Annotated in this window: 12 protein-coding genes; 5 read left to right on the plus strand and 7 right to left on the minus strand. The window is 71.8% G+C overall.

Translation table 11 applies throughout. The features are described 5' to 3' along the window. Positions 1-981, plus strand: coding sequence for an ABC transporter substrate-binding protein (locus ACH4VO_RS22900; RefSeq protein ID WP_360995248.1), 981 nt, complete (start codon positions 1-3; stop codon positions 979-981). Between the two features lie 61 nt (positions 982-1,042). Here ACH4VO_RS22900 and ACH4VO_RS22905 read toward each other — a convergent pair whose 3' ends face one another. Continuing rightward, positions 1,043-2,041, minus strand: coding sequence for a winged helix-turn-helix domain-containing protein (locus ACH4VO_RS22905; protein WP_360995245.1), 999 nt, complete (start codon positions 2,039-2,041; stop codon positions 1,043-1,045). A gap of 229 nt (positions 2,042-2,270) precedes the next feature. Here ACH4VO_RS22905 and ACH4VO_RS22910 point away from each other — a divergent pair, with 229 nt between their 5' ends. The 3 genes from ACH4VO_RS22910 to ACH4VO_RS22920 all read left to right on the plus strand — a co-directional run bounded on the left by ACH4VO_RS22910 (position 2,271) and on the right by ACH4VO_RS22920 (position 3,952). Beyond that, positions 2,271-2,672: a peptidoglycan-binding domain-containing protein gene (locus ACH4VO_RS22910; protein ID WP_360995242.1), complete on the plus strand. Its 402-nt coding sequence runs from the start codon at positions 2,271-2,273 to the stop codon at positions 2,670-2,672. 154 nt (positions 2,673-2,826) lie between these two features. Further along, positions 2,827-3,216, plus strand: coding sequence for a peptidoglycan-binding domain-containing protein (locus tag ACH4VO_RS22915; RefSeq protein ID WP_360995239.1), 390 nt, complete (start codon positions 2,827-2,829; stop codon positions 3,214-3,216). 343 nt (positions 3,217-3,559) lie between these two features. After that, positions 3,560-3,952, plus strand: coding sequence for a peptidoglycan-binding domain-containing protein (locus ACH4VO_RS22920; protein ID WP_360995235.1), 393 nt, complete (start codon positions 3,560-3,562; stop codon positions 3,950-3,952). Positions 3,953-4,016: 64 nt separating this feature from the next. Here the strand turns inward: ACH4VO_RS22920 and ACH4VO_RS22925 are convergent, their stop codons facing one another. From ACH4VO_RS22925 to xylB, 6 genes are all read right to left on the minus strand, one after another. Continuing rightward, positions 4,017-4,646, minus strand: a complete 630-nt coding sequence (locus ACH4VO_RS22925; RefSeq protein WP_360995232.1) for an alpha-ketoglutarate-dependent dioxygenase AlkB — start codon at positions 4,644-4,646, stop codon at positions 4,017-4,019. Positions 4,647-4,762: 116 nt separating this feature from the next. Continuing rightward, complete coding sequence (locus tag ACH4VO_RS22930) at positions 4,763-6,652, minus strand: ABC transporter ATP-binding protein (RefSeq protein ID WP_360995230.1); 1,890 nt, start codon at positions 6,650-6,652, stop codon at positions 4,763-4,765. Between the two features lie 476 nt (positions 6,653-7,128). Beyond that, the gene (locus ACH4VO_RS22935) at positions 7,129-8,913 is read right to left on the minus strand and encodes an ABC transporter ATP-binding protein (protein ID WP_360995227.1); all 1,785 of its coding nucleotides are present in this window, start codon (positions 8,911-8,913) and stop codon (positions 7,129-7,131) included. Positions 8,914-9,091: 178 nt separating this feature from the next. Next, positions 9,092-9,916: a hypothetical protein gene (locus tag ACH4VO_RS22940; protein ID WP_360995420.1), complete on the minus strand. Its 825-nt coding sequence runs from the start codon at positions 9,914-9,916 to the stop codon at positions 9,092-9,094. Then, a complete protein-coding gene (locus ACH4VO_RS22945) occupies positions 9,916-11,199 on the minus strand; it encodes a VWA domain-containing protein (RefSeq protein ID WP_360995225.1) in 1,284 nt (427 codons plus the stop codon). Before ACH4VO_RS22945 ends, ACH4VO_RS22940 begins: the two co-directional genes overlap by 1 nt. Before the next feature lie 70 nt (positions 11,200-11,269). Continuing rightward, on the minus strand, positions 11,270-12,751 hold the full coding sequence (gene xylB / locus ACH4VO_RS22950) for a xylulokinase (RefSeq protein ID WP_360995222.1): 1,482 nt from the start codon (positions 12,749-12,751) through the stop codon (positions 11,270-11,272). Positions 12,752-13,023: 272 nt separating this feature from the next. On the opposite strand from xylB, the gene ACH4VO_RS22955 reads away from it, so the two are divergent. After that, on the plus strand, positions 13,024-13,541 hold a 518-nt coding region (locus ACH4VO_RS22955; protein ID WP_398441266.1), incomplete at its 3' end, for a TIM barrel protein.

The following is a 13,541-nucleotide window of genomic DNA, read 5'->3' on the forward strand; positions in this document are numbered from 1 at the left end:
ATGGCTCGTACCCGTACGCGCGCCCGTCTGCGCACGTCCGCGATCGTGGCCTCGGCCGCCGCCCTGCTCACCGTCACCGGCTGCGGCGCCGCGGACATGACCGAACAGGCATCCCCGTTCGCGGCCCCCGCCGGTATCAGGACCGTCACGCTCTCCGTGCAGTCCTGGGTCGGCGCCCAGGCCAACGTCGCCGTCGCCCGGAAGATTCTCGAGGACGAACTCGGCTACCGCGTCGACCTCGTCCAGACCGACGAGGTCCCCGCCTGGGACGCCCTCAGCCAGGGCCGGGTGGACGCCATCCTGGAGGACTGGGGCCACCCCGACCAGGAGAAGCTGTACGTCCACGACAAGAGGACCATCGTCCCGGGCGGTGACCTCGGCGTCACCGGCCACATCGGCTGGTACGTCCCCGCCTACTGGGCGGACGAGCACCCCGACGTCACGGACTGGAAGAACCTGAACAAGTACGCCGGCCAACTGCGCACCGCGGAGAGCGGCGACAAGGGCCAGCTGATGGACGGTTCGCCGTCCTACGTCACCAACGACAAGGCGCTGGTCAAGAACCTCGGCCTGGACTACAAGGTCGTCTTCGCCGGCTCCGAGGCCGCGCAGATCACGCAGATGCAGCAGTTCGCCAAGGAGAAGAAGCCCTTCCTCAGCTACTGGTACCAGCCGCAGTGGCTGTTCAACGAGGTGCCCATGGTCGAGGTGAAGCTCCCGGAGTACTCCGACGCGTGTGCGGCCAAGGCCCCCGAGGAGATCGACTGCGCCTACCCGAAGACCCCGCTCCAGAAGTACCTCAACGCCGACTTCGCGAAGCGCGGCAGCGAGGCGGCGGCCTTCCTGAAGAAGTTCCGGTGGTCGGAGAAGGACCAGAACGAGGTCTCGGAACTGATCGCCTCCGACCGGCTCAGCCCCGACGAGGCTGCCGGACGCTGGATCGAGGAACACCCGGACACCTGGAAGAAGTGGCTGGACTGACGAGCTCTTCGTCCTCCCCCCGCCTCGCCCGTGGGGCGGCGGAACCAGGTCCGCCGCCCCACTACCGGCGCCCTGCCAGCCGAGACCCCTCGGGCGTGCGGCGGTAGAGCACCGACCGGCCGGACCGGGCGCGGGTGACGAGACCGGCCCGGTGCAGTATGCCGAGGTGGTAGGAGACCGTGGACTCGTTCAGGAAGTGACGTGACGCCAGCTCGGTGGTGGAGGCCGGCTGCGCCAGAGCGGCCAGCAGCCCGGCACGGGTGGGGCCGAGCAGCCGGGCCATCTCGGCCGTGGCTGTCGCCGAGCCGATCGCGCCGGCCGTGACCTCGTTGCGCACGGGATAGATGAGTATCGGGGGCCGTCCCCCGTCGCGCGTCGGATCCACGGCAACGGCCGTTCCCCGTGCGACGAGTGACGGCATGACGATCACCAACGGCACGGGCAGGGCGATCCGGAACCGGCTCTCGACCCGCAGGGTGCCATCGGCCCAGCAGACGCCGGTGTCCAGCGAGTTGAAGAGCCTGGCAGCTCCGTGCCGGGCGAGTACCCCGGCGCATCGGTCGACCTCCGCGTCCAGGGTGGTCCTGGCGGCATGCCAGTGCGGGGCGAAGGCCAGATCCCAGTACCGCCGCATCTCGTCCGCCGCCTGCCGGGCCACATGTGCACCGCCCCGCCCCATGGCACGCCGCACACCTGCCGGCAGCTCGCAGCCGGCGAGGCCGTTCGGCGGTCGACCTTCGCGCAGGGCCTCCAACTCGCCCAGGACGCGTCGGGGCGGCGTGCACCGGACCTGCTCCAGTTGCTCCTCCACCGTGGGCGAGGGTCCTGCGGGATGCGGGCTGAGGAAGTCGGGCACGTATCCGCCCTCGTCCCGCGTCAGCTCCGACAGCAGGGGCAGTCGTGCCCGCCGCAGTACCTGCCGGGTGCGGGCGACCCAGGGATCGGCGTCAGGATCCGGTTCGGCCCCCCAAGGCAGCAGCGTCGCGACGACCTCGTGGAGCGGCGAGACGGCGAAGCGGGACCGGGCGAGCCCGGCGACGTCCACGGTGAGCTCGATCATGCCCCTTCCACCCCCCGCTGCCCGGTCATGCTGCTCCGGCAGCCGTCCCTTCGAACCTCATCGAATCTTGGCACAAACGGTCGCGGTGGAAGGACTGATCACCGCAGTCTGGTGGCCCGCAGCGCGGTGGCCCCGACGCTGCGGGGGAGTTGCGGTGCGAGGGGCCGCCCTTGCAGTCGGTCCGCGGTGATCACCAGCGGACCACGGCACGAGAGAAACGAGAGGGATCGTGCGGAAAGGAATCGCCGTCGCCCTGACGGCCGCGACGCTGATGGCCGGGACCGTCTTCGCCCCTGCGGCCTTCGCCGGCACCACCACCGCCCAGGCGTACACCTGTCACTACTCGGAGCAGGGGGTGTACACGTATGCCGGTTACTACGGCGGCAATACGGTGATTCCCAGCTCCACAGGGGTGTCCAGTGCGGGCATCGAGGCTCAGTGCCTGCTCAGGGCGGCGGGTTTCGACCCCGGCACGATCGACGGAGTGTTCGGGGCCGACTCCAAGGCCGCGGCCAAGGCATTCCAGTCCCACGTGAACGACAGGTCCGGCTACCACGTACTCGACGTCGACGGGATCGTCGGCAGCGACACATGGCCCGAGCTGCGGTACTACGTAGGCGCCCACTGGTAGGCCCGGCCCGTCCGCTTCCCGTACCACCGCTCGGAACGACCCACGCGTTCACCCGGGAATCGGCGTCGCGCCCACGCGTGCGACGGCGCCACCGGTGGCTTCGCCCGTCAGCGGTGACCACCGGACCACGACACGAGAGAAGAGTGAGACGACCTTGCGCAGAAACATCGCCATGGCTCTGACGGCCGCGACGCTGATCGTCGGGACCGTCGCCGCCCCCGCGGCCTTCGCCGGCACCACCACCGCCCAGGCGTACACCTGCCACTACTCGGTCTCGGCAGGCAAGGCATACGCCGGCTACTACAGCGGCAACACGGTGATTCCCAGCTCCACAGGGGTGTCCAGTGCGGGCATCGAGGCTCAGTGCCTGCTCAAGAGGGCCGGATTCGACCCCGGCACGATCGACGGTGTCTTCGGGACCAACTCCAAGGCCGCCGCCAAGAAGTTCCAGACCATGATGAACAACGCGTACGGCTACAACATCGCGATCGACGGGATCGTCGGCAGCGACACATGGCCAGCGCTGCGGTGGTACGCCGTGTAGAACGCCTGAGCAGCCGTCACCGTTCGCGGTCGAGGACCGATCTCGAGCGGTCGGTCCCGCCGCCCTCGGCGCCGGGCCTGGCGGCCGCCCATGGCGCCGGCCGGAGCGCCGGTGATGCCGCGTTCCGGCGGCCGAAAGGGGGTGTCCCGCGTTGCCCGGGGGATCAGGGCGGCATGGACGCGGTGCGTCGCACGGGGGGAGGGACGTCCACCCGCGGGAGGTGGTGGACGTCCCGACAACGCGGCGAGCCGGCGCCACCGTCCGTCCACCGGGCAACGCGGGACACCCCCACGACGACGACCGGACAGCGTCGTGAAGCACCTCATCGGAGAGACGGGACGAGATGCGCAGAAACATCGCGACGGCCTTGACGGCCGCCGTACTGATCACCGGCACCCTCACCGCACCGGCAGCCTTCGCCGGCACCGCTACCGCACAGGCCTACACCTGCAGGTTCTCGGCCTCGGAGCCCTACGCGTATGCCGGCCACTACGGGGGCACGACGGTCGTTCCCAGCTCCACCGTGGTGACGTCCGCAGGTGTCGAGGCCCAGTGTCTGCTCACGTGGGCCGGATTCGACCCCGGCACGATCGACGGTGTCTTCGGGGCCAAGGCCGCCGCCAAGAAGTTCCAGACCATGATGAACAACGCGTACGGCTACTCGCTCGCCACCGACGGCATCGTCGGCAGCGAGACGTGGCCCGCGCTGCGGACCTATGTGTGCTACCGGACGTGACCATGCGCGGGGCCTGACGCTGCGCGGCGCGCCGGTGACGACGAGCCCACGGCAGGGGAGCGCGTCACCGCACCCCGCGGGGACGGTACTGGATGCTGATCCGGGGCCCTCGCGCACTCGCCGTCTTGGGGACGGCGTGTTGCCAGGTGCGCTGGCAGGAACCGCCCATGACGATGAGGTCCCCGTGCCCCAGGGGCCGCCGTACCGTGTCCCCCCTGCCGTGCAGCGGGCGCAGGAGGAGGTCGCGCGGCGCTCCCACGGACAGGATGGCGACCATCGTGTCCTCGTGGGCCCCGCGTCCCACGAGGTCGCCGTGCCAGGCGACGCTGTCACGTCCGTCCCGGTAGTAGCAGAGGCCCGCGGTGCTGAAGGGCTCGCCCAGCTCGCCGGCGTAGTGCGACGACAGGGCGTCGCGGGCCTCCGTCAGGACGGGAGCCGGCAGCGTGTCGCCGTCGCGGTAGAAGGCAAGGAGTCGGGGCACGTCCACCGTCCGGTCGTACATCTGCCGGCGCTCGGCCCGCCAGGGGACCCCGGCGGCCAGGTCGGCCATCAGCCCGTCACCCCCGCTGAGCCATCCCGGCAGCAGGTCGATCCAGGCGCCGTCGCCGAGCACGGTTCTCCGCACGCCTACGAGCGGTGAGAGGTGCGGGCCGTCGTCCTGGTCGAAGAGGGAGCCCTGGAGGTGCATGGACATGGGTCAAGCCTAACGCGGCAATCGAACGTGTGTTCAAGGTGGGGTGGTCGAGGCCGGAGGTGGCCACGCCCGGGGGCCACCGCACCGGCGGGGCCCCGATGAGGCACCCGGGGTGGTCAGGAGGCCACCGGGGACTCCTCCGTGCCCGGCCGGTCGAACTGGGTGCGGTGCAGCTCCTCGTACCGGCCGCCCAGCGCCAGCAGCTCGTCGTGCGTCCCCCGCTCGACGACCCGGCCGTCCTCGACCACCAGGATGAGATCGGCGGCCCGCACCGTCGAGAGCCGGTGGGCGATCACGACGGCCGTACGGCCCTCCAGCGCCTCCGCGAGCGCCTCCTGGACGGCGGCCTCCGACGTGGAGTCCAGGTGGGCCGTCGCCTCGTCCAGGATCACCACCCGCTGCCGGGCCAGAAGCAGCCGGGCGATGGTCAGCCGCTGGCGCTCACCGCCCGAGAGCCGGTAGCCGCGCTCACCGACCACGGTGTCCAGCCCGTCCGGCAGCGAGGCCACCAGGCCGTCCAGCCGCGAGCGGCGAAGGGCGTCCCAGATGTCGTCCTCGGTGGCGTCCGGCCGGGCGAGCAGCAGATTGGCGCGCACCGACTCGTGGAAAAGGTGCCCGTCCTGGGTGACCATGCCGAGGGTCTCCCGGATCGAGTCCGCCGTGAGATCGCGTACGTCGACGCCGTTCAGCCGCACGGAGCCGGCGTCGGCGTCGTACAGCCGGGGCAGCAGCTGCGCGATGGTCGACTTCCCCGCCCCGGACGAACCGACGAGCGCCACCGTACGTCCCGGCTCAGCCCGGAAGGAGACGTCGTGCAGGACCAGCGTGCCGCCCCGGCCGTCGAGTGTGGCGACCTCCTCCAGGGAGGCGAGGGAGACCTTGTCGGCGGACGGGTAGCCGAAGGACACGCCGGCGAACTCCACGGAGACCGGCCCGTCCGGCACCCGGCGGGCGTCCGGCTTCTCGGCGATCAGAGGCTTCAGGTCCAGGATCTCGAAGACCCGCTCGAAGCTGACGAGCGCGCTCATCACCTCGACGCGGGCGCCGGCCAGCGCGGTCAGGGGTGCGTAGAGCCGGGTGAGCAGGAGGGCCAGGGCGACGACGGCTCCGGGGTCGAGGCTGCCGCGCAGCGCGTAGTAGCCGCCGAGACCGTAGACCAGGGCGAGGGCCAGAGCGGAGACGAGGGTGAGCGCCGTGATGAAGGTGGACTGCAGCATCGCCGTACGGATCCCGATGTCCCGGACCCGGCGGGCGCGGGCGGCGAACTCCGCGGACTCGTCGGCGGGCCGGCCGAAGAGCTTGACGAGGGTGGCTCCCGGAGCCGAGAAGCGCTCCGTCATCCGGGTCCCCATCGTGGCGTTGTGCCCGGCGGCCTCCCGCTGCAGCGCCGCCATCCGCGAGCCCATCCGGCGGGCGGGTACGACGAACACCGGAAGCAGCACCAGGGCGAGCAGCGTGATCTGCCACGAGATGGTGAGCATCACGACCAGGGTCAGCAGCAGCGTGACGAGGTTGGAGACGACACCGGACAGGGTGTTGCTGAACGCCCGCTGGGCGCCGATCACGTCGTTGTTGAGCCGGCTGACCAGTGCGCCGGTCCTGGTGCGGGTGAAGAAGGCGACCGGCATCCGCTGGACATGATCGAAGACGGCGGTCCGCAGATCGAGGATCAGGCCCTCGCCGAGCGTGGCCGACAGCCACCGGGTGAGCAGTCCGAGGCCCGCCTCTCCCACGGCGATCAGGGCGATGAGCAGGGCGAGCCGGACGACCGTTCCGTTCTCCTCACCGTCCACGATGGCGTCGACGACCTTCCCGGCCAGCACCGGCGTCGCCACCGCGAGCAGTGCGGTGACCACACTGAGCAGCAGGAAGCGGCCGATCCGCCGCCGGTGGGGCCGGGCGAACGCCGCGATACGGCGCACGGTGGCCTTGGAGAAGGGTCTGCGGTCCTGCTGCGCGTTCATCGCACTGTGGAGCGATGTCCACGCGGTGACTTCCATGCTCATGCGGGTGCCTCCGGCGTCGGTGTGTACAACGGAACGCTAGGACCTCGACCGGGCTTCAGGTCAATTCACGGTCCCCGGACGTCACCCGGCAGCCCGCTCAGCGCGCCCGGAGCGTCGCCATGACCTTCCGGTCCGGCTGCAGTGTCAGCGTCGGTTGGGGATCGATGGTGTCAGGGCCCACGTCCAGCTCGAGGCGAACGGCAGGCCCGCGGAGTGCCGGGCCCGTCGCACCTGTCTGGCATGCCGTCATAATCCTTGCTGCGACGTGTAGTTGGCGACAGCAGCCACAGTACGTCAGGGTCTCGGACCGCGGTGGGAGCTTGTTGCGAGCGCCGGCCCGGACCGGGCGGGTACCTACGCCCCCACGAGCCGGTGCCGGGCGGGTTCACTCCACGCGCACCACTGCCGCCCGGGCTCACCACGCGGCTGCCCGACCGCACGGGTGCGCCCTGAGAGCCGCTGCCGGACCGGAGCGCCTACGCGGACTGCTTCGGCTGCAGACCCGCGTACACCCCGCCGCTCGCCAGCAGTTCCCCGTGCGTCCCCACTTCGGCTATCCGCCCCCCGTCCATGGCCACGATGCGGTCCGCCGCCCGGATCGTGGACAGCCGGTGCGCCACCACGAAGACCGTGCGGCCGTGCACCAGGCGGGCCAGGGCCTCCTGGACCAGCGCCTCCGACCGGGTGTCCAGGGCGGACGTCGCCTCGTCGAGGATCAGTACCCGCGGGTCGCGGATCAGTGCGCGGGCGATGGCCAGACGCTGCTTCTGTCCGCCCGAGAGCCGTGCGCCGCGCTCACCCACCACCGTGTGGATGCCCTCCGGCAGCCCCTCGACGAATTCCAGGGCGTTGGCGTCCGCGAGAGCCCGCCGGACCGTCTCCTCGTCCGTCTCGCCCATGCCGTAGGTGACGTTGTCCCTGATGCTGCCCTCGAACAGGATGGACTCCTGCGGGACCACCGACAGGAACCGCCGGTAGGTGCGCAGATCCAGGGTCGCCATGTCGGTGCCGTCGAGGAGGATCCGCCCCGACGTGGGGCGGATGAAACCGATGAGGAGGTTCAGGACGGTCGACTTGCCCGCCCCCGACGCGCCGACCAGCGCGACCGTCTCGCCCGGGCGGGCGGAGAGGGTGAAGTCCTCCACCGCGACGCGGCCCGACCCCTCGTAGGCGAAGCCGACCCGTTCGAAGTCGATGCGGCCCTCCACCCGGTCCACGACGTCCTTGCCCGCGTTGTTCTCCAGGTCGGGAGCCTGCAGCACCTCGCCCGCCGAGCGGACCGACTCCAGGCCCTTGCTGATGACGGGGGCGAGACTCAGCAGGGTGCTCATCGAGCCGGTGAGCGTCGTGAAGAAGGCGCTGAGCATGACGACGTCACCCGCCGTGATCGGCAGCCAGCCGTGGTACGCCACCAGCGCGGAGCCCGCCAGGCACGCCACCCCGAGCGAGTTCAGCAGGATCCACGCGAGCGCGCCGAAACGGCCGTTGAGCACGTCGAGGCGGAGTCCGGCGAACAGCACCTGCCGCAGCGAGCCGTCCACCCGGCTGAGCGCGGTCCGCTCCAGGCCGTGCGCCCGGGTGATCGGGATCAGACTGGTCATCTCGCTGACCCGGGCGGAGAGTTGCTCCACCTCCTGCCGGAAGGACTCGTTGTGGCTGCGCAGCCGGGTCCGCAGCTTCATGACCAGCAGAGCGGCCAGCGGCACGACCACCAGGAACACCGGGAGGAACGACGGGACCCGGACGGCGATGACGACGAGACCGCCGGTCAGCGTGATGATGCCCGCCAGACCCATGTCCGCGGACTGCTGCACCATCTGCTCCACGGTCTCCACGTCCCGGACCACCTTGGCCTGGAGCACCCCGGCGCTCGTGCGGCTGTGGTAACCGATCGACAACTGCTGCATCCGCCTGCACAGGGAGTCGCGCAGCGCGGTGCCCATGCGGCGGACGCTGCCGTTGAGGCACCGCACGTACAGCAGGTGCAGGGGGTAGTTGAGGACGAGGACGAAGAGCAGGGCCCCGGCGTTCAGCCACAACTCCCGCTCCGGGCGGTGCTGTACGACGACGTCGATGATGTTCGCGGTGATCAGCGGCAGGAGCCACACCGGGCTGTGCTTGACGACGAACGCGAGCACGGCGACGGCGAGCCGCCGCCGGTCGGGGCGCAGGAGGTAGCCGAGGGTACGGATCGGGTGCTCGCCCCGGTAGCGGTGGTCGAGCGTGGAGAGCTGCCGAGGCGGAGAAAGCGGTTGCTGCATGCGGTCAGCCAATCCCGGCCGCCCGCAGCGTGCAACTCCCTCTCGCATGCTGGTTCTCCGCTGCCGTACCGGCCAGGGAACGGGCGGTGGCGGACGGTCCACCGGCCGGCCGTCCCGGCGACGCGGTGCGCCCCCGTCCGGACGGACGGGGGCGCACCGGCGAGGACCGCGGGGGCGGTCAGACCCCCGGTGGGATCCGGGAGGGACGGCCGCCGCCGCGGGTGAGGCCGTAGCCGAACACGGCCGCCAGCGCGGCGAGTACGCCCCCGCCCACGGTCCACAGCCAGCGGGTGGTCCACCAGCCGGAGGCCCAGCCGTCCTCCGGCTCGCTGCTGAGGCGGGCACCGTCCTGGACCGAGGTGACGGACACGCCCGGGACCAGCGGTTCGGCGAGGGTGCCGTCCACGTCGTGGGCGCCGCCCCTGTCGTCCGAGGTGATCCGGGTCTCGGCGTGGACCGGCAGGCCGAGGTCCTCCTCGGCCAGGCCGACCACGGTCACGCGCACGTAGTAACTCCCCGGCAAGGGGTCGTTCGCCCACGGTTCGGACCAGGCGCGCACGGTGCGCAGGACGCAGGACAGCTCCACGGCGCCCGAGTCGGGGGCCGCCTTCCTGGTCTGGTGGCCGTACACGCAGGCCTGCCTGCGGCGCAGCCCGTCGTACACGTCGACCTGCCAGGTCGACGCACCGTGGCGGGTGGCGTTCTCCGGCAGGGTGATCTTCGCCCGGACGGTGGCCCGTTGGCCGGCGTCGGCGGGGAAGGCCCAGTACAGGTAGTCGCCCGTGGAGGCGTCCGCCGTAGCGGTCTGCCCCTGCTGGACGGGCGTGGCGGTACGGAAGGTGGTGCCCGCCTCCGTGGGGCCGGCACCGTCTTCACCGGCCGGGCTCGCGCTCGCCGACGGGTCGTCGGCCGCGGCCGCCCCCGCCGAGGTGAGCAGGGTGACTCCGGCGAGCAGCGCGCCGGCGCAGGCGCGCCGCAGGCGCCGGGTGCGGGACGTACGCATCAGTTGGTCCTCCATACGGCGACGCGCCAGCGCGAGATCCATCCGAACAGCAGACCGGCGATCAGTCCGGTCAGCACCATGACGCCCAGCAGCCACCAGCCGCGGCCCAGGCCGAACGCGGCGACGTCGGACGCGTCGTCGGGGCCGTCGACCAGGTCGATGGTCAGCTCGACGGGCATGCCCGGCGTGGTCTTGACGGAGGCGGGCGCCGCGAAGGAGTTGCCGAGCTGGAGGCAGACGGCCTCGGCGGGCGGCTCCACGCCGTCGGATTCGTCGGAGCCGTCCGGTTCAGGCTTCGGATAGCGCAGTCCGGTGGAGATCGCGTCGGTACGTCCGGTGCCGGCCCCCTCGCCACGGACGATCTCGCGGCCGCTCGTGGTCACCGCGCGCAGCAGGACCCCGTAGTCGTTGTTGACGGCACGGTCCGCCGCCACGCTCACCGAGGCGCGCAGCTCCTGGCCCGGCCGCACGTCGACGCGGTACCAGCGGTGCTTGCCGAACTCCTGGCGGTCCGTGTAGAGGCCGGCCTTCAGCTGGGGGGCCGCGGAACAGCTGTCCGCGCCCTCGGTCGCCACGGGGGTGACGACGGGCTCGGCGGCCCGGTCCACCAACTGCTTGACCCGGCCGGAGAGTTCCTCCGTGTGCTGGACGGCCGTGTAGGTGCCGCCGGTGGCCTCGGCGATGCAGGTGAGCTGCTGCCGGATCTTGGCATCGGGTACCAGGCCCAGGGTGTCGATCACCAGGTGGATGCCGCGTGCGGCGATGTCACGCGCCACCTCGCACGGGTCGAGCGGGCCGCAGGTGTCCTCGCCGTCCGTGATGAGGACGATGCGGCGGGTGGAGTCTCCGCCGTCGAGGTCGTCGGCCGCGCCGAGCAGGGCGGGGCCGATGGGGGTCCAGCCGGTCGGCGCCAGGGTGGCGACCGCCGTCTTGGCCTCCGTACGGTCGAGCGGACCGACCGGGTAGAGCTGCTTGGTGTCCTTGCAGCCGACCTTGCGGTCGTCGCCCGGGTAGTCGGCGCCGAGCGTCCGGATGCCGAGCTGTACCTCTTCCGGCACCGCGTCCAGGACGTCGTTGAACGCCTGCTTGGCGGCCGAGATCCGGGACTGGCCGTCGATGTCGCGGGTGCGCATGGAGCCGCTGACGTCAAGGACCAGTTCGACCTTGGGTGACGCGGCGGCGGAGGGTTCGTCGGCGGCGGCCGGCAGCGCGGTGCCGAGTCCGGCGGCCAGGGTGGCGAGCAGAACGCCCACCCCGGCCGTCAGCCGTTTTCTTATGATCATCGACGGATCCTATTGAAGATCCGCGGTCATCCCAAAAGCGGTCCGGTAAAGGTGATTTCGGGGATCCGGCTCACCCGCCGAGCAGCGGCCCGGCCGCCCGGTCCAGTACCGACCCGATGCGCTGCCATGTCTCCGTGTCCCGTTCCACCGCCGGGATGTGGGCGTCCTCGGCCTTCTCGTTCCAGCGGGTGGCCACGGCGACCGGGTCGCCGCCGCCCGCGGCCGACGCGGCGAGCGCGGCGGCGCCGAGCGCGACCAGTTCGCCGCTGACGGGGACGATCAGGGGCCGACCGGAGAGCCGGCGCACGGTGTCCACCCAGGTGCGGCCCTGGGCGCCGCCGCCGATCAGCCGCAGCGGCCGGCCCGCGACCTCGGGGTCGGCCGGGTCGAGGCCGCAGGCCAGCAGCAGTTCGTCCAGGGCGCGCAGCACGGTGAAGGCCGCACCCTCGTAGGCGGCGCCCAGCAGCTGCTGCGGAGTGGTGTCGTGCCGGAGCCCGGTGAGCAGGCCGGAGGAGGTCGGCAGGTCCGGGGTGCGCTCGCCGTCCAGGTAGGGCAGGAGGACGGCCTCGCCGCCGGGCGTCGCGTCGTCGCGGTGCAGGCCCAGCAGGGTGGCCACCCGGTCGACGGCCAGCGTGCAGTTGAGCGTGCAGGCCAGCGGGAGGTACGTACCGTCGGCCGCCGCGAAGCCCGAGAGGGCGGTGGAGGCGGGCCGGGTCCGGGACGCGGCGAAGACCGTCCCGGAGGTGCCGAGGCTCAGGACGGGATGGTCCAGGAGCCCGGCGCCGCCCAGGCCCAGGCCGACGGCGGCGCTCATGTTGTCCCCGGTGCCGGCCGCGACGGCGATCCCGGCGGGCAGGCCCAGTGCCTCGGCCGCCTCGGCGGTCAGCGAGCCGATCCGCGTTCCGCCGGTGGCGGCGACCGGGGGCAGCATGGAGGTGTCCAGGCCGAGGAGCCCCAGGAGTTCGGGGTCGTACGCGCCGGTGTCCGTGGAGTACCAGCAGGTTCCCGAGGCGTCGCCGGGGTCGGTGGCCGCGATGCCCGCCAGCCGCTCGGTCAGGAAGTCGTGCGGCAGCCGTACGGAGACGGCCGCGTCGGCGGTCTCCGGCTCGTTGTCCCGCAGCCACTGCCACTTCGACGCGGTCATGGAGGCGACCGGCACCGTCCCGGTCCGCGCGGTCCACGCCTCGGGGCCGCCCAGGGCGGCGGTCAGTGCCACGGCCTGGGGGGCGGAGCGGGTGTCGTTCCACAGCAGCGACGGACGCAGCGGGCGGCCGGAGCGGTCCAGGACCACGAGGCCGTGCTGCTGTCCGGCGACGGCGATGCCGGTGACGCAGGAGGCTGAGAGGCCGGACTCCTTGAGCCCGGCGGCGACGGCGTCGCACAGCGCCTGCCACCACACGTCCGGGTCGCTCTCGCGCGCCCCGCCGGCGCCCGTGACGACGTGCGGGGCGCGGCCGACGGCGAGCAGTTCACCGGTCTCGGCGTCGGTGACTGCCGCCTTGGTGGACTGGGTGGAGCTGTCCACGCCGATGACGACGGTACGCGGCGGCATGGGCTACCTCTTCTCGTGCTGATGCATGGGTCATGCGGATGCGGGAGCCGCAGGTGACGGCCCTGCGGCTGCCCGGCCGTACGCACGCGGTTTTGGTCGTGCGACAAACAAATTACGTGATGGGCGGCCTGCGGGCCAGAGGCGGCCCCGATTCCCCGCGTGAGGGTGTACGTCACGGAGCAGCCCCGTGCATAATTAGTCATTGCACTGAACAAATGAGTCCGGCCGAACCGGCCGGCGCCGGACCCGACACACGCGAAGGCGGACAGACGATGACGGACCGTTTCACCCCCACCCCCGCGGACAGGTTCACCTTCGGTCTCTGGACCGTGGGCTGGCGTGGCAACGACCCGTTCGGCGAGCCGACCCGGCCCGTGCTGGACCCGGTCGAGTCGGTCGAGCGGCTGGCCGCGCTCGGGGCGCACGGGGTGACGTTCCACGACGACGACCTCATCCCCTTCGGGTCCTCCGACAGCGAGCGGGCCCGCCTGATCGGCCGGTTCAAGGACGCCCTGGAGCGCACCGGGATGAAGGTCCCGATGGCCACCACGAACCTGTTCACCCACCCCGTCTTCAAGGACGGCGGCTTCACCTCCAACGACCGCGACATCCGCCGCTACGCCCTGCGCAAGGTCATCCGCAACATCGACCTCGCCGCCGAACTCGGCGCCACCACCTACGTCGCCTGGGGCGGACGCGAAGGCGCCGAGTCCGGCGCCGCCAAGGACGTCCGCGTCGCCCTGGACCGCATGAAGGAAGCCTTCGACCTCCTCGGTGACTACGTCACCGA

Source organism: Streptomyces sp. NPDC020780, assembly GCF_044334475.1.
Taxonomy (GTDB): domain Bacteria; phylum Actinomycetota; class Actinomycetes; order Streptomycetales; family Streptomycetaceae; genus Streptomyces.

Coding starts and splice junctions, on each gene's coding strand:
- ACH4VO_RS22940 (WP_360995420.1), bottom strand. CDS start 9,916: ATGCGTACGTCCCGCACCCGGCGCCTGCGGCGCGCCTGCGCCGGCGCG.
- ACH4VO_RS22900 (WP_360995248.1), top strand. CDS start 1: ATGGCTCGTACCCGTACGCGCGCCCGTCTGCGCACGTCCGCGATCGTG.
- ACH4VO_RS22945 (WP_360995225.1), bottom strand. CDS start 11,199: ATGATCATAAGAAAACGGCTGACGGCCGGGGTGGGCGTTCTGCTCGCC.
- ACH4VO_RS22920 (WP_360995235.1), top strand. CDS start 3,560: ATGCGCAGAAACATCGCGACGGCCTTGACGGCCGCCGTACTGATCACC.
- xylB (WP_360995222.1), bottom strand. CDS start 12,751: ATGCCGCCGCGTACCGTCGTCATCGGCGTGGACAGCTCCACCCAGTCC.
- ACH4VO_RS22935 (WP_360995227.1), bottom strand. CDS start 8,913: ATGCAGCAACCGCTTTCTCCGCCTCGGCAGCTCTCCACGCTCGACCAC.
- ACH4VO_RS22930 (WP_360995230.1), bottom strand. CDS start 6,652: ATGAGCATGGAAGTCACCGCGTGGACATCGCTCCACAGTGCGATGAAC.
- ACH4VO_RS22905 (WP_360995245.1), bottom strand. CDS start 2,041: ATGATCGAGCTCACCGTGGACGTCGCCGGGCTCGCCCGGTCCCGCTTC.
- ACH4VO_RS22925 (WP_360995232.1), bottom strand. CDS start 4,646: ATGTCCATGCACCTCCAGGGCTCCCTCTTCGACCAGGACGACGGCCCG.